This window comes from Streptomyces noursei (assembly GCF_001646665.1).
GTDB classification, from domain to species: domain Bacteria; phylum Actinomycetota; class Actinomycetes; order Streptomycetales; family Streptomycetaceae; genus Streptomyces; species Streptomyces lavendulocolor.
Genome location: NZ_LWBU01000377.1, coordinates 1 through 17,726, shown reverse-complemented (window position 1 = coordinate 17,726; position 17,726 = coordinate 1). Strand labels below are relative to the sequence as shown.

15 protein-coding genes are annotated in these 17,726 nt (G+C 69.7%); 11 read left to right on the top strand and 4 right to left on the bottom strand.

From position 1 onward, the window contains the following. Positions 1-172: 172 nt before the first annotated feature. Positions 173-1,108 carry a helix-turn-helix domain-containing protein gene (locus tag A4V12_RS29755; protein ID WP_064072567.1) on the bottom strand — a complete coding sequence of 312 codons (936 nt, stop codon included), beginning with the start codon at positions 1,106-1,108 and terminating at the stop codon, positions 173-175. Between the two features lie 128 nt (positions 1,109-1,236). Between A4V12_RS29755 and A4V12_RS29750 the strand changes: the two genes are divergently transcribed. Continuing rightward, the gene (locus A4V12_RS29750; protein WP_199831418.1) at positions 1,237-2,280 is read left to right on the top strand and encodes a saccharopine dehydrogenase family protein; all 1,044 of its coding nucleotides are present in this window, start codon (positions 1,237-1,239) and stop codon (positions 2,278-2,280) included. 170 nt (positions 2,281-2,450) lie between these two features. Next, positions 2,451-3,173, top strand: coding sequence for a hypothetical protein (locus A4V12_RS29745; RefSeq protein WP_159028954.1), 723 nt, complete (start codon positions 2,451-2,453; stop codon positions 3,171-3,173). Between the two features lie 1,363 nt (positions 3,174-4,536). On the opposite strand, the gene A4V12_RS29740 is transcribed toward A4V12_RS29745, so the two are convergent. Next, the gene (locus A4V12_RS29740; protein WP_064072564.1) at positions 4,537-5,043 is read right to left on the bottom strand and encodes a hypothetical protein; all 507 of its coding nucleotides are present in this window, start codon (positions 5,041-5,043) and stop codon (positions 4,537-4,539) included. 438 nt (positions 5,044-5,481) lie between these two features. Here A4V12_RS29740 and A4V12_RS29735 point away from each other — a divergent pair, with 438 nt between their 5' ends. Beyond that, on the top strand, positions 5,482-5,952 hold the full coding sequence (locus A4V12_RS29735) for a hypothetical protein (RefSeq protein WP_064072563.1): 471 nt from the start codon (positions 5,482-5,484) through the stop codon (positions 5,950-5,952). Between the two features lie 1,481 nt (positions 5,953-7,433). After that, a complete protein-coding gene (locus tag A4V12_RS29730) occupies positions 7,434-8,642 on the top strand; it encodes a replication-relaxation family protein (protein ID WP_064072562.1) in 1,209 nt (402 codons plus the stop codon). 251 nt (positions 8,643-8,893) lie between these two features. On the opposite strand, the gene A4V12_RS35735 is transcribed toward A4V12_RS29730, so the two are convergent. Beyond that, complete coding sequence (locus A4V12_RS35735; protein WP_079137454.1) at positions 8,894-9,616, bottom strand: hypothetical protein; 723 nt, start codon at positions 9,614-9,616, stop codon at positions 8,894-8,896. 216 nt (positions 9,617-9,832) lie between these two features. Between A4V12_RS35735 and A4V12_RS29725 the strand changes: the two genes are divergently transcribed. The 7 genes from A4V12_RS29725 (at position 9,833) to A4V12_RS29690 (ending at position 16,939) form a co-directional block, all read left to right on the top strand. After that, a complete protein-coding gene (locus tag A4V12_RS29725) occupies positions 9,833-10,381 on the top strand; it encodes a YciI family protein (protein ID WP_064072582.1) in 549 nt (182 codons plus the stop codon). A gap of 249 nt (positions 10,382-10,630) precedes the next feature. Then, positions 10,631-11,944 (top strand): hypothetical protein, encoded by a 1,314-nt coding sequence (locus tag A4V12_RS29720; RefSeq protein ID WP_064072561.1) that lies wholly within the window; start codon positions 10,631-10,633, stop codon positions 11,942-11,944. Positions 11,945-12,042: 98 nt separating this feature from the next. Continuing rightward, positions 12,043-12,567, top strand: a complete 525-nt coding sequence (locus A4V12_RS29715) for a GNAT family N-acetyltransferase (protein ID WP_064072560.1) — start codon at positions 12,043-12,045, stop codon at positions 12,565-12,567. Between the two features lie 112 nt (positions 12,568-12,679). Then, the gene (locus tag A4V12_RS29710; protein WP_064072559.1) at positions 12,680-13,300 is read left to right on the top strand and encodes a zinc finger domain-containing protein; all 621 of its coding nucleotides are present in this window, start codon (positions 12,680-12,682) and stop codon (positions 13,298-13,300) included. Between the two features lie 1,095 nt (positions 13,301-14,395). Beyond that, complete coding sequence (locus A4V12_RS29700; protein WP_234372376.1) at positions 14,396-14,827, top strand: ATP-binding protein; 432 nt, start codon at positions 14,396-14,398, stop codon at positions 14,825-14,827. A gap of 172 nt (positions 14,828-14,999) precedes the next feature. Next, positions 15,000-16,697 (top strand): Mu transposase C-terminal domain-containing protein, encoded by a 1,698-nt coding sequence (locus tag A4V12_RS29695; RefSeq protein ID WP_423564707.1) that lies wholly within the window; start codon positions 15,000-15,002, stop codon positions 16,695-16,697. Further along, a complete protein-coding gene (locus A4V12_RS29690; protein ID WP_064072557.1) occupies positions 16,694-16,939 on the top strand; it encodes a hypothetical protein in 246 nt (81 codons plus the stop codon). Before A4V12_RS29695 ends, A4V12_RS29690 begins: the two co-directional genes overlap by 4 nt. Before the next feature lie 407 nt (positions 16,940-17,346). Here the strand turns inward: A4V12_RS29690 and A4V12_RS35730 are convergent. Further along, positions 17,347-17,726: helicase associated domain-containing protein (locus A4V12_RS35730; RefSeq protein WP_199831417.1), on the bottom strand; the 380-nt coding region annotated here is incomplete at its 5' end.

Below are 17,726 nucleotides of genomic sequence, written 5' to 3'. Positions count from 1 at the left end.
AGGCCGCGAGAGGCGCCTTCCGCACCGCGCTGCAGAGCCCCCAGGAGACAGGCGACGCCGGCGGTGAGCCGCCAGTCCTGTGTTTCATGAAGGGGCTTTTCCTTGTCCGCACGACGGGTACAAGGACGACCGGGGGCCGCCCCTGCAGAACGGCCCCTTTGAAGCTGCCTGTTCAGGGACGGAAAGTGCGGCGGTAGGTGTCGGGCGGGACGCCGACGCTGCGGTGGAAGTGGCGGCGCAGGGTGGTGGCTGTGCCCATGCCGGTGGCCGCGGCGATGCTGTCCACGGTGGCGTCGGTGGTCTCCAGTAGTTCCTGGGCGTGGCGAATGCGTTGAGTGTGGAGCCATTGCAGTGGCGTGGTGCCGGTGATGTGCTTGAAGTGCCGGCCGAGGTGGCGTGAGCTCATGCGGGCCTGTCGGGCCAGATCCTCCACGGTCAGCGGCTGGTCCAGCCGCTCCAGCGCCCAGGGGAAGAGTTCACCCAACGGGTGGTTGCCCGGAGCGGGAAGGGGTGTGGCGATGAACTGGGCCTGGCCGCCGTCCCGGTGGGGTGGGATGACCAGGCGTCGGGCGATCTTGTTGGCGTTGGCCGAGCCGTGATCGAGGCGCACCAGGTGCAGGCACAGGTCCATGGCGGCGGCCTTGCCCGCGGAGGTGAGGACGTCTCCGTTGTCCACATAGAGGACGTCCGGATCGACGGAGGCTGACGGATGGCGCCGGGCCAGTTCCCGCGTGTGGGCCCAGTGCGTGGTGGCACGCCTGCCGTCCAGCAGTCCTGCTGCGCCCAGGACGAAAGCCCCCGTGCACAGTGAGGCCACGCGGGCACCGGCCGCGTGGGCCGCCCGCACCGCCTCGACCAGCTCGGCGGGCGGGTCGACGTCGGTGTCGGCCCAGCCGGGGACGATCACTGTGTCCGCGTGGGCGAGGCGGTCGAGTCCGTGGTCGGGTTCCACCCGGAAACGGTCGACGTGCACCGGACCGTTCCCGCAGAGGGAGAAGTCGTACCAGGGGTCCACGATATGGGTCAGGTCGGATCCGAAGACCTCAACAGCCACGGACAGTTCGTAGTGGAGCATGCCGTCGGTGACGGCCAGCGCAACGGTGGGCATGTCCGAAACTGTACGTGACATGTCGTTTCCGACGCTCGCCCGGGGTGTTGGCCGAGGAACAGGATGGGGATGTCAGACCGCGGCGGATCGACATCGCAGCGGGTGTTCACATACTCAGGAGCGGTCTCATGGGGTCAGGTCAGCTGGTTACGGTGTTCGGTGCCTACGGTCACACCGGGAGGTTCGTGGTCACGGAGCTGGCCGCGCGTGGGTTCGTCCCGGTGCTGTCCGGGCGCAACGCGCGCACTTTGCAAGAGCTGGCCCATGAGCACGGGCTGGAGCCCCGGGTGGCGTCGGTCGACGATGCGGCTTCGCTGGACCGGGCTCTGGCGGGAACCGCGGCGGTCATCAACTGCGCCGGCCCCTTCGCCTCGACCACCGGTCCGGTGATCGAGGCCGCGCTCCGCGCGAAGATCCCCTACCTGGACGTGGCCGCCGAGCTCGAGGCCAACCTCGACACCTTCGCCCACTACCGCGAGAGGGCCCGGGACGCGGAAGCGGTGATCGTTCCGGCCATGGCCTTCTTCGGCGGCCTCGGCGACCTGCTGGCCACCGCGGCGATGGGCGACTGGACCGAAGCCGACGAGGCGCACATCGCCTACGCGCTCAGCAACTGGCACCCCACCGCCGGTACCCGGCTCTCAGGTGCGGTCTCCCGCGAGCGACGCGGCGACCACCGCCTGCGTTACAGCGGTGGACAGTGGGAGCACCGCACCGACGCCGCGCCAACCCTGGAGTGGACCTTCCCGGAACCGATGGGCTCCCGGCCGGTGATCGGGGAGTTCACGATGGCGGACGTCGTCACCGTTTCCCAGCACCTCTCCATCTCCGAGGTGACCACCTACATGACTGCCGAGGCGGCCCGAGACGTCGCCGCTCCCCACACGCCGGCTCCGACCGCCGCCGACGAGCGCGGGCGCTCGAACCAAACATTCCTCGTCGACGTCGTCGTCCGCTCCGGCGGAGCCGAACGCCGGGCCACGGCCAGTGGCCAGGACATCTACGCCGTCACCGCGCCCCTCGTCACCGAGGCCCTCGAGCGCGTTCTGACCGGTCGCACCAAGACCATCGGGGTCGTCTCCGCCGGTGAGGTCTTCGATGCCTCCGACTTCCTGCACGCGCTCGACCCGCACATCACTCTCGACCTTCACGCACAGAAGCAGAACGCCTGAACCGAGCCATCCGGCAGTCGGGTGTGAGTGGGTGGCGAAGAGGACCGGGGTGGGAGGACTGGACGGTCCTTTCCGGCGTCGAGGGTCTGGTGGTGAAGAACATGGACCAGCGCTACTAGGCTGTGCGGCGGTCGGCCCGAGGCGCAGGGTTCCAGGGGGTGGGGAACAGGATGTCCGTAGAACGTCACATAGCGGGGATGCTCCAGCAGATCGCCCGTCAGCAGGACATCGTCGAGATCGCCCCCCAGGGCACCACGCGGAAGGCGGCCGCCATGGCGCACGTGGCGGAGCAGTACGGCTACACGTACGGCATGGCGTACAGGACCGGGTTCAAGAACTCGCTTGTCCAGGTCCGGATGTACCGGGACCCACAGCCCGACGCGCGTGTCCGCGAGGCGGCCACCATCACCGCCCATCCACAGGCGGGCAACCGCGGGACAGTGCCAGGGCTGCGGCAAGGCTCGCTGAAGCCGCTGCCCGAAGCGGTCGCTGCCGTGGCTGTGCTGAAGGACCTCATCGCCTTCGACGTCATGGCCCAGTACGTAGCCAACCGGAGCCAGAAGGTGGGCAGCTACCTCGCCTGCGCGGTCCTGACCCTCCTCCTGCTCATCGACACATCGCCGGTCGAAGCAATCGCCTCCGGCGGGGCGGTCGCGCTGCTCTTCACCGTGGCGTTCCAGGTGGGCGCGATCCGCCGCCGGAAGATCGCACAGCGGCTGACGGACGCCGGGTACCGCGCGGTGCGCGACGAACAGGGCAGCCAGCGGTTTCTGCGCCCGGGGCAGCACTTGCCCGGCGACACCAACCTGTTCGCCGCTGAGACCCTGGCCTCGGCGCAGGCAGGACTGGAACAGCGTACCGCGCCTTGTTCCATCCCTTCTCCGAGCGGCTGACTCGAACTTCGAGCAGTCACCGTCCGCACCACCGCAGGGTTCGACACCTTCGACCTGACCGGGGGACTGGTCATCAACCCCCACCTCCGCCGGTACGAGTGGAACGGGGGAACGAATACGCGCACATGCGCCCGCTCGGCCAGAACCCGTCCCGCCCCCGGCTGCCGTGGCCCAGCGGCCGGTTGCTTCCCAGCCCGGTCGTGCGCCGACAACCAGCTTCGTGCGGTCATGGGCAGGCTCCTGACCGGCAAGCCGCAGCACAGTGACGGTCGGCTCACGAAGACAACCTCGCGGCAAGACGGGCCCGCGCGTACGGAGTCCCGGTCCGCTTGCGGCTCAGCAAGCGGACCGGGACTCGATACCGGGTGGCAGCTGGTGTGGGAGCGGCCCCGGAAGCCGAAGTCAAAGGCGGCGGGCGGAACTGGGCAGGCAGCGGAAGCGAGCCCAGGCCGCCGGACGACGCCGCCTCGCCGCCGGTAGTCCCTCCGGCCCCGTTCCGGCAGTACCGGATCGGCAACGCGGCCGCGCGCTTGTCCGGGTGCGGCGCTCCACCGGCTGGCTGTGGTGACGATGCCGGACACCGGGGCTTTCTGCGTACTGGTTGCGTGCCGCCCCGGCAACCGGGCGGGTGGTGAACCCCGCTCGTATGCCACCTGCGCCGCCCTGGCCGCGTGGCCGAATCGGTGCGCGGCTGGCAGCCCGCGTCCTGTTGATCTGGGCCTGCGGACGCGCGAAGCCTCGTGCCGTTTCGGGAACTGCCGCCGTCGGGCCCACATGGTCGCGGGCCGGCCCCGCCTCCGGATATACGCCATATCTCAGGGGGCGTACCGGGCGAGTGTGGGGATGGCCGCGCGCATGCTTGACCTTGCGAAAAGCTGACGACGTGTAGCGTGCTGGGCTGGGGTATTCATCGAGGGGGCGGTGGCTGTGGGGCTGTTGGTCGGTGTCGGTGTTGTCGCGGCGGTGCTTGTTGTGATACTCGTCCGACGGGACCGCAGGCCGCACACGGAGAATCGCGACGGCCAACTCATCGAACGTGACGCGGCTGTGCGGCTCCAGCAGCACCGCAGCGAAGCCCGGGCCGCCGAAGCTCAGGCCTTCCTGCGGCGAGGCGAGAGCGGACATCACCGCTGAGCACTACCCCGCAACGGCCCGGTTCGGCTCGGAAACGGACGCGACGCCGGCGAGCGGCCGATCCAAGGGGGCGCTGCCGTGCCATCGCTTGACCGCCGCTGCGCCGCGCTCCCCGCCGTCCTCGACGTCTTTCCAATCGCTGGGGCCTCGTGCTTGAGCAAGGCGTCGCAGCCGTCGAGGACCTCGGAGATGCCCCGCGCCTGGATGGTGTCCTGCCAGGCTTCCGTGTTCAGACCGAACCGCAAGGCTCAGCCAGGGCGTACCAGAAGTCATCGAGCGTCTCGATCGACCTACACCGCAGGTCAGCTACCAGCTCCGACTCCAACTTCAACACCTTGGAGGAAAGAACATCCCGGAGCTCACGCTGCGGCGCCAGGAGGTCGTGGCGCATCGGCCGGAATGCGGCCGCTGCCGTGAGGAGCGGACACTTGCGCTGCGGTTCCACGCCGCGGTGGCCGATTTTCACCTGGAAGCCGAGGCCCGGCACGTGCAGCCGCACGCCCGGCACCGGGGCACCACCACGAGCGGACACGTTTTCGACCTGTACTGCGAGCCGTACTGGACGCAGACGTGGAGAGAGGAAGTGCCGACTGCCTAGGCGCACGAGCTGGTCCGCGCCTTCGTCGACCGGGTCGAGCTGAGCGAGAGCGCCGGCCAGGACCTCGAGGGAGGCAGCCATGTCCTCGACTGCGCCGGCGCGCTCCACCGTGTCGGGTCGGCGGCGGCGAGCGCGCACGCCGCGGCCTCCTCTCCACCCGGGCCCGGCTCACCAGCCAGTCTCTAGGCGCCTGGCTGTGGTGACGATGCCGGACACCGTCCACTGAGTGGCCTCCACTCGGTGGCTTCTACTCAGTGGGCTCCATCGGGTGGTTTTGTCGCCGGGAGCCAGCAACGTTTGTTGGTCACCGCTGGGAACGGTCCGCCAGCGACAAGAAACGTGTTGCTGAGTTCTGGAAGCGTGCCGCTAATTGCTTCCAGCCGTCCCGTGTGCTGGTCGGCTCAGAGCAGGTGATCATGGGCCCGGACTTATCGCTGACCCAAGCCGCGAAGACTGACCGCCGGGGTAGGTCCGGAGCGCCGCAGGCGTAACCCGGCCACCGAAGTCGCCGCCGCGTACCTTGCTGTCCACCGCCCTGACCACCGAAACCGACTACCCGAAAGGACCCAACACCTGATGTTCATATGGCCTTCGATCGTTGCCGTACTCGGCACCCTCGCCGGTGCCCTGACCGCCGGACTCCTCCAGCACCGTTCGGCACGCACCGCGCGCGCTGAGCAGCGCGCTGACAGCCACCGCCAGGACCAGCTCGGCGCCGTCACCGACTTCGCTGCCGCCCTGGACGCGCACCGCTCGGCGATGTTCCACCGAGAGCGTCTGGCCCTGACCGAGACAGGCACCGAGCATCAGCTGGAGGCCCAGACGAGGTCCCACGACACTCGGGCGGCGATCACAGCGCCCCACATCCGCCTTCAGGTCCTGGTCCCTGAACTGGCCGGCCCCGCCCAGCAGGCCGCAGATGCCACGTACGCACTGCGCAAGGCCACCGGCCGTACGGAGCTGGACGCCCGGCGGCATGCGGCCAAGGAAGCGTCCGTGGCCTTCGTCGCTGCGGCCGCCACGCTACTGAGCCCCAACAACCGCTGACCGAGGAGGACCACGGCCTGCGTCCTGGCCGCCGATCGTGCCGGTCCCATACGCCAGCAGCACTCGTAGGCTCCCGTGGCGGGTGTTTCTATTTCTCGCCTGCATTCCGGACGTCGGCGATCGTGAAGCGTTCCTGGAAGCCGCAAACAACTGTTCCTGGAGATGACCTACGCAGCCAATCGGGTGGCCTCCACCGAGTGGGCTCCACTCCGGTGCGCCAGACGACGATGGACTCCACCGTGGTGCGCACCGAGATGGTGCGCCACCGCCCCCGGCGCGCCGCACCACCCGACGATGTCCGGCACTCTCGCGCACCGGTACGCCGCACCCCATGCACCGCACCGCACCGGTGCGCCCGCCGCCGACCAGCCCCTTGTCCGGGTGAGGCCGGGCGCGCACCGATCCCCTTGTCGGCTCCGCTACACCCCTTGTTTGCAATCAGGTCGCGGTCAAGGGGGTGTGTGGTAGCGGTGCCCGCCCGGCCGTGGCGCGCGCCCCGTGCGGTGCGGCGCGGTGGAACGCACCGCGATGGTGCGGTGGTGCGCCAGGAGTGCGCGCTGGACCGCACCATCGCCGTCTCGGAGGTGCGGCTACGCGGTGGTGCGGTGCGCCGGCTCCATCGGGGCGAGCGGCGCGGTCACGGTGTTCTCGGGCATGGGTGCTCCTCATCGTCGGGCCGCCTCGCTGATCGCGGCGGCCTCGAAGGAACCCTCGAACTGCGGGCCTGTGGACAGAGTCCGGCCGCTGACGGGGGAGGACTCTCCCCTGTCCGGTGTCCTCTGACATCGAAGTCGGACCGATCGCCATCGGAACTGGACGGCCCCGAGCACCGCGTGCTATCTCCGGCGTGCCCTTGTCACCAGAAACGCCATTCCAACGATGACGATCAAAACGATGGCGATGATCCAGAAGGGCGGGGAGCCCTGACCCGCTCCCTTAGCCAAGAGCTGCATGTGTGACATGTCGTTTCCGTCCCATCCTTGGTGACTGATTACGGCCCGCCTTCCGGATGCCCGGTGCACGCGTCCATACCCGGTCGATCCGTGCAGCTTCGATGGCAGGCGGTCCAAGTTCACTGTCACGGGACACCCTTCCGACTGATCACGATGCGGTCACGGTGGAGGGGTTCTCCGAGGCCGGCGTCACACGGAGCCCGTATTCCGCACCTGTAGAAGGTGAATGGCGGGATCGGCCCGCCCCACCTTCAGGAGCGTCCTGTGCCCGCAGACGACCCCGAGCAGCATCTTGACCAGCCCGGACAGACCCCCTCCATGGACCCCTCCATCACCCCCTCCGCGCCCCGCCCTCAGCGGCCGGGCGTTCCCGCAGGTCAGGCCCGGCGCAAGGGGGGTCGACGCAGGTCCGACAACCCTCGTGTAGATGTAGCAAGGCGTCCCAAGCACAGGAAGAACTCGACCGGGCCCAGGCGCCGGGAGCTCCTGCAAGCACTGGGGATCTTCCAGAGGGCGACGCCCGATCAGTTGTGGAAGCTGACCCGTCCGGACAACAAGCACGACAAGCTCACGCGAGACAACCTCCTGGATCTTCAGGACCACCGCCTGGTGAGGATCGAGTTGGTACGGGAGGACCAGCGGCAGGTGTGGGTGCTGACGAAGCGCGGACACGGCGAGGCGAAGCGGCTGCTGGAGCCGAAGGGCATACGCATCTCGGCGCTGCGTGAGGAGAAGTACTACCCGGTCACCGGGAAGCTGCTCGGCACCAGTTACGACGACCACGCGGCGGCGGTCACCTCGACGGCCGCCGAACTCCACCGTGCCGGGATCGGCCACCGGCTCGGCTTTCAAACGGAGATCGGTCACCGCCTCGCGGACGGGTACGTGCAGCGGGCGGACCTGGTGGTGCGGGCGCCGGCGGCCGGGGTGCCGGTGATGCTGCTGGAGATCGACCGCCGCTCCGAGGACGCGCACGACCTGGTGCAGAAGTTGCGCCGGTACTGGGAGTGGGGCCGGCTGCTGCCCAAGGACGCGGCCAAAGGCACCGTGGACCTGGTCCGCTCCCGGCCGGCCGCGATCGAGGACGTCGATCACGAGCTGCGGCTGTGGCGCCGGGTCTACCCACCGACCGGCCGGGAGGGCCTGGTGCCGGTGGCGTTCGTGTTCGCGGACACCACCGAGGCGAAGGTCGCCACCACGGTCGCTGTGCTGGAGGAGGCCGGCCGCCGCTACTGGGCGCCGCGCCGGTACGACACCCTCTACGAGAAGGCGGTCACCGCGAGGGACTACCGCCAGGCGGTGCCCGTGGTCGTCACCACCCTGGAGCAGCTCCAGGAGCACGGCGCCAATGCGGCGGTGTGGCGGCGCCTGGGACGGACCGGGGAGCAGACCCTGACGGACGCGCTCGACAACCCCGACGGCGACGCTCTCTACCGCCGCCAATACGCCCGCGCCAAAGCGGAGGACGAGCGGCGCCGTGCCGCTGAGCGGGAGGCGCGGCGGCCGGTGTGCAAGCGGTGCGGGCGGAAGTTCACGGACGAGCGCTGGGAGGAGACCACCGCGGGAACTGCCTGGAAGGCCCGGGAACTGTCGGTGTGCGGCCCGTGCAGCGCCGACGACGTCGCCCGCGAGGAAGCCGCCGCCGAAGCCGCCCGCCTCGAGGCCGCCGCGCCGCCGAAGCCGCAGCACGACGAGGAGCCGGGCAAGCTCCGCGGTCTCTTCCGCCGCCCCAGCTGACCACACACGGCGACGCCGCCTCTCTCGCCGAACACGGGGGAGAGGCGGCATCGACGAACAGAAGCTCGGGTCAGGCCGGGGCGGTCGACTTCACCAGCACGGCGAGCGGGGAGCGCCGTCCCTTCCCGGCGCTGCGCAGCTGCTTCCGGTTGGCTTCGCCCGCCATCCGACTCCAGGGGGCCAGTGCGTTCGACGTGGTGGCTGGCTCCGCCACCGGAATCGGCTCTGGCGCGCTTCAAGCGCACCGGGGGTCAGCCGAGCGAGTCCTCGGACCTGAGCGGCGTACCGGACGTAGGCGATGGCCACGACGTCGGGGGTGGGCCAAATGCACGACGAGCGGCCCACACGTGCAGAGCAGCGAGAGCTGCGTTGGCGCCACCACCAATCATGGCGCCAAAACCGAGCGGTGCTACTTGGCTGAGCACGACGATTCCATCCTTGGTTCCGTACTTCGTGACGAAGTTCGGTCCCATCACGCCGTTGATCTGATGCACCGTGGCGACAGACACCTTGGCGACCGCCTGACGTCCCCAGTGTCGTCCGGTACGCGCAGCGACCCTGGGAATGGTGGCTGAGCCGATCCCGTCCAGCACGATTCCCCCCACGATCATTCGCAGGCGCTCATCCTCGTCGTGGGGGACTCCGTGGACTTCGGCGACTGAGAGCGCGAAGAGGGCGCTCAGATGAAGAGACGAGAGAGCCTCGCCTGCCGAAACGGATCCCGTGCTGAGACCAGGCGTGGCCGCAGCTGCTCCAGTTACGGCGCCTCTCCCGGCAAAGGCCCTGATGTACTTCCACTCCAGCTCGCGGATTAGCTGTGCTGGTGTCGCTTCCGGCTTCCGCCAGCGGGCACGGGCGATGCTCTTGCACGCCAGTGGGCGCTGGGCGTCGATTGCCTGGTTCAGGCGGTCGAGGACCTGTTGCCCACGTGGGGCTGCTGCCGAAACCGGTCCGTCGAGGGCACCTGCTGCCATCCTTTGAACTCCCTAGATCGTCACGTCCCAACTGAGTCTCCCACCCCGACCAGCCGAGCGGTTCTCGTCCCGACTGGACCAGGCCGACCTACACACCCACCCCTACGGCTGCTGAGTGCTGGCTTTCGGGGTCCAATGCTGCCTGGCTTCGAGCGCTGGTCATCGTTGCCGAAAGCCAGTTGAGATGGTGCCTTTCATGGGGAAGGGTCTGTGGTCATGGAGTTCTTCTGCTACCACCGTGACCGGCCCGGCTCCCTCGCGTTACGCGAGGAGTTGGTGGAGGAGCACTGGTCCTACATGGACCGGTACGCGAAGGAGCTGATCGCTCGCGGCCCGACCTTCGCCGATGATGGTGAAACACCCACCGGCAGCGTGCACATTGTCGATCTGCCCGATCCCGCCGCCGCCCGCGCGTTCGCCTTCGAGGAGCCCAACTACCAGGCCGGCGCGTACCGGGATGTGCTGCTGCGCCGGTGGCGCAACGTGCTGGGGCGCACCATGTGGGATTTCCCCGGTGGCCGGACCGGTGGCAACCGGTATCTGGTGCTCGGCCTCGGCGAGGGCCCGGCCACCGACCTTGCCCCGCCGCTCGACCGGGACGAGCTGGTCGCGTACGGGCCGCTGCTGTCCGACGACGGCAACACCTGGCTGGGTACGGCGGTGCTGCTCAGGGCCCCGGACCCGGACACGGCACGAGCCGTCCTGACTGCGGACCGGTACGCGGACATCGAGGTCCACGACTGGGAGTGCGGGGGGCGTCGATGAGCCACGAAGACACCGGGTCGATGACATATCCGGACCACGTCGCCCCGGGACGGCGGCGGTGACGGTGGCGCTGCGGGCGGTTCCGCTGGTGGGCGGGCCGGTGGAGATACGGGGTGCGTTGGACCTGGAGACCACACAGGCCGGGGTTCGGAAATGAGGTCGTGGTGATCTTGATGAAGGTCAAGGGCCACAAGCGTGGCGGTGGCGGATACGTCGTCAAGACCGCTTACCCGCTGTAAGGCAAGGTCTATGACAGAGAAGCGCGCCACATACGTCGAGCTCGGCCACTCGGAGGACTTCGGGCTCACCGGCCTGACGGAGAAACTGTGCTCCCTGGGCCACCGCGTCGATCGGGCCGAAGCCCTCGACGCGGTGGTACGGCAGGCAGATCAGTCCGACGGTGAGGACGCCGTCGAGTTGGGGGAGGACGCCCGTCGCCTGCTGGCCTCCCCGCTCCCCGACACGACTCTGCACATGGTCTGGCTGGCTGCCGCAGGCCGGTGCTTCGATCCGGCCGAGCACGGCATGAACAGCCGTGCCTGGCTGGAGAAGGTGTCGGAACTGTCCACCGAACGGCTTCAGCACAACAAGAGGTCCTATGTGCCGCCACCCGTACGGCCGGTCCGAGACGAGGACCTGTGCCGGGCGGTCACAGCGGAGATCCGGGCCCTCGCCCCGGCCCTTGGCCAGGCCGCCGCACCGTCGGACCTCACCGGCTGCCTGGAACAGGTCGTCACGGGGGCCGACGCCGATCTCGCCTTCCGTCTGCTCCTGCGAACGCTGAAGGTGTACTCCATCCCGATCGAGAAGGAGAGGTACGCGAAGCTCCTCACGCTGGGTGACCGCTTCGGCTTCCCTGCCGCGGTCGTACACGACGGCCTCAACGTGATCTGGCCACCGGTCGACCCCACCCGGCGTGACGCCACCTGGGACTTCGGACTCTCAGGGCTCACAGCGCGGTTCGTCGCGGGATGGCACACCCGAGGCGCGCGGGAGACCGTGCGGGACGCCGCCGCCGGCGACGGCCCCGAGCGGACCCCCGGCTCCGAGGCAGCCATCCTGCTGGAGGACACGCTGGCGCTGTTGGAATCGGACCTGCCCACCGACACGATCACCACCCTCTGGCTGGCGGCGACAGGCCGGGGCTTTGACCTCGACCACTTCGCCGTCGACGGAAGGGACTGGCTGCGACAGATCGCGGAGGTGTGCGAGGAGCGTCTGCATGACGTCGCCCCGACGTACACCCCCGCCGTCCCCACGGCCCGGCCCGGACTCATGCAGGAGGTGCTGCGTGAGCTCCGGGAGGTGACGCTGTTGTGCGCGGACAAGGCGGTCAGTCCCGACTGGCGCCCCATTCCCGCCACGACCGTCCTCGCATCGCTGGAACAGGTCATCACCCAGGTCGACCCCGACCTCGCGTTCCGGCTCTTCCTGCGAGTGCTGCTCGTACTGTCCCTACCACTGACCGAGGAGCAGTACGCCCGGTATGAGGCCATCGGTGCACGATTCGGCTACGGCGAGCACCACGTCCCCCAAGTGCAAGACCTGATTCGCCGCAGTTGACGGGCCGAACGTCCGCCAACGAGACGGCCGCGGGGCTCCTCTTGATACGAGGGCCCTGCGGCCGCCTGGGCTTCCCTGACCGATGCCGCCCGCGGCGCGTGCCGCGCACCACACGATACGAGGAACCCGCGCGGCGACTCCCAACCTGGGAGCCGCCCAGCCTCGCCCAAGCGACCCGCTACAGCGGGGCCTCGATCCGGCGCACCACCGGCAGGCCCCTCACCCTGGACCAGGCCCACGACAAGATCCGCGCGGCTCTCGCCCGAGCCGTCGAAACCCCGCGCGCGCAGTGGAGCTGGGGCATCCTCCACGAGAGCGACCTGATCGGCCTGATCTCCCTGCGCCGTCGCACCCCGGTCATGGGCACCATCAGCTACATCCTCCGCGAGGACAGCTGGGGCAACGGCTACGCCACCCACGCCGCCCACCAGGTCGTCACCGCTGCCTTCACCACCGCCGGCCTCAACCGGCTGGAGGCCATGCACCACCCCGACAACCCCGCCTCCGGCCGCGTCCTGACCAAAGCCGGGTTCACCCGCATCGGAACGGCCGACCGAGACACCGAGACCGGAACCGTCCCCTACGAGCTGTACGCGCTGGAAACCCCGCGGCAGCTGAACTAGCGCGCACGACGGCCATCTCCCGATCGACCGCTGTCGGCCCATGAGAGGCGTCAGCGCAGGTACGGTCAGCTCCGGCACGGACACGGCACACCACGAGGACCCAGGGGGGCCAATGGGCGTGGAGAACGGATCGCAGAGCATCCCGTGGGGCGGTGAGTGGCGACGCCACCTCCGCTCCGACGTCGAGATGGATCTCGTGCGCGCGTGGAAGCGCCGTGTCGATTGCCCGACCTGCAAGGCAGCAGCAGGGCGGGCCTGCCGCACCGCGGGCGGCAGCCCGACCAACGAACACCGTGCACGCCGTGACGCCGTCGGCCCCATCCCGTACGAGGAGTGGCGGAAGGAGGGCCTCATCCCGGAGCAGCGGACGTACACGATTCCGGCCGTGCTCAAGGAGTCGGAGAAGGCCCGCGCCGACTTCAACGTGGACACGGCCCTGGCCGACGGTGTGGCGGTCGTCCGCATGTTCCTCGCCGACCGACTCGGGCTGCTCCTCCAGGGCGAGGAGGCCATGGACCGCATCGACGACGCCGTGCGCAAGCTGATCGAGGTCCGCGGCCCGGTGGGGACGGCCGACATGGTCACCGTCCTCGCCGGCCAAGTCGCCTCGCTGCTGGCTGCGAGCGCCGGCCCCGACGGCGATCCGGAGGCCCTGTTCGACACGGTGGTCCGCGCGCAGCTCGACATGGCTCGCAAGATGCAGAAGATCCAGAGGGAGCGCCCCAAGGGCTGACCCAGCTGTGAGTGGGTGGTGGGGTGGCAGTGGGTGGGTGTCAGCGGGATTGGGGTGTGGGTGTCCTGGTAGCGGGTCCAGGACGGGGTTGTGCTTGCTGTCATGGGGTGACTATGCGGCTGTTGTGGTGTGGCTAGCAGGTTGGTTGCTGGCTGTCATGGGTTTCGCTGTTCCTGTGTGAGGGCTGCGGGGTCGGGTGGGCTGGGCCGTGTGACGGTTCAGGGGGGTTGTGCGGGTGGGGCCGGGGCGGGGTCGGCTGGGGCTGCGCCGACGGGGGGTGTGCCGTTGGCGCGGGGTGTGGTGGTGCGTCGGCTTCTTGCGGTGGATGGGGAGGGGACGCTGACTGCGCTGCATGTGCGGATCGCGGCGGAGGTGGCGGGTGTGTCGGAGCGGACGGTGTGGCGGTAGCTGGCTGATGGGCGCCGGGGCCATGTCGAGGCGCGGCCGCGGCAGGACGGGTTTTCGCTGAGTGACGCCTTGTGGGAGGTCCTCGCTCAGGCGGGCGGGAACGTCGCGGAGTTGCGGCGCCGGATGCTCTGGGCTCAGGAAGAGGGGGCGTTGGAGGGGTGGGGTGCACGGTGTGTGCCCTCGCTGCCGACGCTGCACCGGGTGATCAAGCGGGATCTGGGGGCGGGCCGGGTTCTTGAAGTAGCTCGTCCGGCAGGGGCCAGGGTGGGGCTGGAGCCGAGCCGGTATGACCGGGCGCTTGCGGATTTGGGGCTCGTGGACGGGGTGGGTGGTCCGCTTGTTGTCGATGGGCCGCCCGCCGACGTGCCGGTGCCGGAGGGCGCCGCGGATGCGGGGGTGCGGGGCGGCGGTGTGCGGTTGTATGTGCAGGGGGCCCGGCTGGTGTCGACCCGGCAGGTGGCCGCTGTGGCGGAGGCTGTGGGGCATACGGTCGCGGCCCGCGGGATGTGCTGTGTGTACGGGGACACGGGTCTGGGGAAGAGGGTCGCCGTCGAGCGGGCTTTGCGTCTTCTGTCCGGCCGGGTGCCGGTGTGACGCCCGGTCTGCCGCAGCTGCGGGCCTCGCTGTGTGAAGCGCTCGGGTTGCAGTCGGGGGCGCTGCCGCACCGGGCCGGCCAGCCAGGCTTTGATGCGGGCACTGGCCGAGCCGGGTGTGCTGGTTATCGATGACGCCCAGCGGCTGACGCCGCCGCTGCTGGACTATTTGCGGCAGTTGTGGGATGCGCCGGGCTGTGCGGCGGCGCTGGTGTTGTGCGGCGCGGGAAGCGAGCGTGCTCTGGCCCGTGCTTCGGCGCTGCGCTCGCGCGTGCTGACCTGGCACCCGGTCGGCCGGCTTGAGCCGTCGCAAGTACCGCAGACGCTGACTCTGTTCCATCCCGTGTGGGCGCAGGCGGACCCGGAGGATCTTGCGCGGGTGGACGAGCAGATGGCGCGCGGCAATTTCCGCACGTGGGCGAAGATCATGTCGCATGTCTACGCGGCCCGCGAGCGTGACCCCGGCAAGCGCGTGGACCGGGAGCTGATTGAGCAGGCATGTGCGCGTCTTGGCCCCTACCCGTGACGGTCCCGCTGCTCGAAAGGCGCTTGTACGGGGCCTTCACCTTGTTCCAGCCAAGGTGAACGAAGGCGTGCTCATCGAAGCGGAGAGAACGAAGGGGCATGGCGTGGACGGACAGGCGCTGCCGCCGCCGGACGATCCGGCCGGTGTTCTGGGTGCGGAAGCATTGACGGCGTTGCGGGCGCCGGCGGTACGCCGTCTGCTGGCGCTGCGCGCCGAGCGGCGGCTGTCCCGGGAGCATGTACGCCTGGCCGGGGAGTGCCTGGACGTGTCGGAGCGGACAGTGTGGGCCGCGCTGCGCCCCGGGGAACGCAGCAGTGACCGGTTCGAGATCACCAGGGAGATCCGGGTGCTGCTGGCGTACTGGCATGGCAACGCTTCCGCGGTCCACCGCCAGTTGGTGGCCCGTGCTGAGACCGGCCCACACGGCAGTGATGGTCAGCCGACGACCACGGCTGAATCCGCGGCTCCTCCCGCGGGCGCTCCGCCGGCCGCGGTGCCATTGCTGGACCCGATGCCGTCGCTGTCGACGTTCCTGCGCGCGGTGCGCCGTGATCTCACCGCGGGGGAGCGGGCCGGTCTCGCCGCGGGACCGGACGCGGCCCGCGCCCACGACGTCTTCGGCAAGCGGGCGGCCTCCTGGCGCAATCACGTGTGGGAGGCCGATCACGTCCAGGCACCGCTGCTGGTCGATGCCGACGGTGACCTGGTGCGCCCGTGGGTGACCTGGTTCATCGACACCGCCACCAAAGTCATCACCGGCACCGCGATCACCCCTGGCGTCCCTTCCCGCGCCTCCGTGCTGGCCGCGCTGCGCGCCGCTGTGCTGCGCGAGGACCCCTACGGCCCCGCGGGAGGGACACCGGAGCAGGTGCGGGTGGACCGGGGCAAGGACTTCCTGTCCACCGCCGTCACCACGGCGTTCGGCACGATGGGCGTGACGGTGAAGGACCTGCCCGCCTACAGCCCCCACCTCAAAGGCACGGTGGAAAACCTCAACCGTGCCGTTGACCGGATGCTGTTCGCGGCCCTGCCCGGCTACACCCTCACGCCCACGAAGCACCGCTCCGGCCGGCGAAGCAAAGGCGCGGGCCGCAGGCCGGAGACCTCCGGTGCCATGTCGTTTCAGGACTTCACCTGGGAGGTGCTGGCCTGGACCCACTGGTGGAACACCGAGCACCGCCCCCAGGCGCTCTCCGGCCGTACGCCGCTCGAGGCATGGCAGGCCGACCCGACTCCCATCACCGACATCCCCGCCACCGACCTGTGGACCTTCACCCTCGAGGACGACGGCCGCCCGCGGAAGCTGACCAGCCACGGCGTGCGGTGGCGCGGGCGCACCTACATCGCCCCGTGGATGACCGGCCAGGCCGGCCGTACCGTCACCGTGCGCTACATGCCGCACCACGATCACGAGATCGACATCTGCGACGCGAAGGGCAGCTACCTGGGGCCCGCGCACCTCGCGGACGCCGCTACCCCCGAACAGCTCAAAGCCCTGCGCACAGTCCGTGCGGAACGTGCCCGACGTCTGCGCGCCGAGGTGAAAGCCGCCGAGCGGCTTCGCCGACAGCGCTTCGCCCCGGCCACCACGGCCGGGCCGGCCAGACGGCTGGGAGCCCTCACCTCTGCTCAAGCCGGGGACGAACTGGCCGCCGCCGAGCACACCGACGCCTCGAAACTGGCGCTGCCGGACCTCATCCCGCCCGCCGCGCCGCCGACCGGGTGGCGCACCCCAGCTGCCCTGGCCGCGCTGACTGGCTCGGGCCAGCGCAATGCGCCTCTACCCGGCCAGGGCGGCGCTTCCTCCCCTGACGCCCCGGACGGGCGGGTCGCATCTGCCACCACCGACGAAGACGCAGACGCCTCGTGACCGCGGCCACCTACCCGTACGTCGACCTGTCCGACGCCTCAGTGGTCACCACCCGCGCCCTGCTCACCGCCCGGGAGAACATCACCGACACCGTCGCCGCCCGCGCCATGATGTGCATCCACGGCGGTGCCGGCTTCGGTCAGACCCTCGCCGTCAACACCTGCCTGCGCGCACTCGAACCCGGCGAGGACGTCCGCAAGATCACCTTCCGGGCCCGTCCCACCGCCCGCGCCGTGCGCTAACGAGCTGTTCATCGCACTCGATCGACGTGAGTTGCCCGTGAGAGGTGGGTCCGGGCATCGAAGGGCCCGGGGGCCGGCGCGGGGGAGCGGTCAGAGGCCGTCTAAGTCAGGAGTCCTCCCGTGCGGAGGGCGGTCCGCACTGCTCGATGAGGTCGCAGGCGCAGGTGCCGCCCCCTCGTACAGCGTCTTGTTGCACTCGTCATGGTGGACCTGCTGCGGCAGGCGCCGGCCTTGTGTGGTTGCGCATCAGGCTCGTTCACGCGCTCTGCCCGCTCGGTGCCCCCGTTGCCTTAGCCGTGCCCTTGGTCCGGCCCTTCATGGTTCTGCGCCTGGGGCTTCGCTATCGCACGGTTTCCGTGCGCGGTAGGTACGCCTACTGTACGCACTCCGTACGCTTTCGGTACGCTTCACGCCCATTTCATGCCGAGGTGTCGTAGTGCGTCGAGCTGTTCCGTGGTGAGCTTCTCCCGCCTAGCGCGCGTGTTCGATACCCACACGCCCAGCTTCACGACCACCGGTTCCGCCTCGCCGTCGACCGCGATCTCTTCACCGTGCCCCCTTGGCACGGGCCGACCCGCGCCTTCGCGTTCGACCCATTGTGTGAGGGCTGCCAGTCCGCGCTGGAACGCTGCCTGAGCTTTGCTCGGCCCTTTCGCTGCACGAGCGGCTTCCGGGGTGGGAGCCGGGGCATGGTCGGGTTGGACGCCCAGTTTCGACAGCCACTGCTGCTGCTCGGTCGACAGCTGTGCCCAGGTGCCTGGGTTCTTCTGCTGCTGGAGCCACCGCC

Coding starts and splice junctions, on each gene's coding strand:
- A4V12_RS29755 (WP_064072567.1), bottom strand. CDS start 1,108: ATGCCCACCGTTGCGCTGGCCGTCACCGACGGCATGCTCCACTACGAA.
- A4V12_RS29750 (WP_199831418.1), top strand. CDS start 1,237: ATGGGGTCAGGTCAGCTGGTTACGGTGTTCGGTGCCTACGGTCACACC.
- A4V12_RS29745 (WP_159028954.1), top strand. CDS start 2,451: ATGTCCGTAGAACGTCACATAGCGGGGATGCTCCAGCAGATCGCCCGT.
- A4V12_RS29735 (WP_064072563.1), top strand. CDS start 5,482: ATGTTCATATGGCCTTCGATCGTTGCCGTACTCGGCACCCTCGCCGGT.
- A4V12_RS35735 (WP_079137454.1), bottom strand. CDS start 9,616: ATGGCAGCAGGTGCCCTCGACGGACCGGTTTCGGCAGCAGCCCCACGT.
- A4V12_RS29725 (WP_064072582.1), top strand. CDS start 9,833: ATGGAGTTCTTCTGCTACCACCGTGACCGGCCCGGCTCCCTCGCGTTA.
- A4V12_RS29720 (WP_064072561.1), top strand. CDS start 10,631: ATGACAGAGAAGCGCGCCACATACGTCGAGCTCGGCCACTCGGAGGAC.
- A4V12_RS29710 (WP_064072559.1), top strand. CDS start 12,680: ATGGGCGTGGAGAACGGATCGCAGAGCATCCCGTGGGGCGGTGAGTGG.
- A4V12_RS29700 (WP_234372376.1), top strand. CDS start 14,396: ATGCGGGCACTGGCCGAGCCGGGTGTGCTGGTTATCGATGACGCCCAG.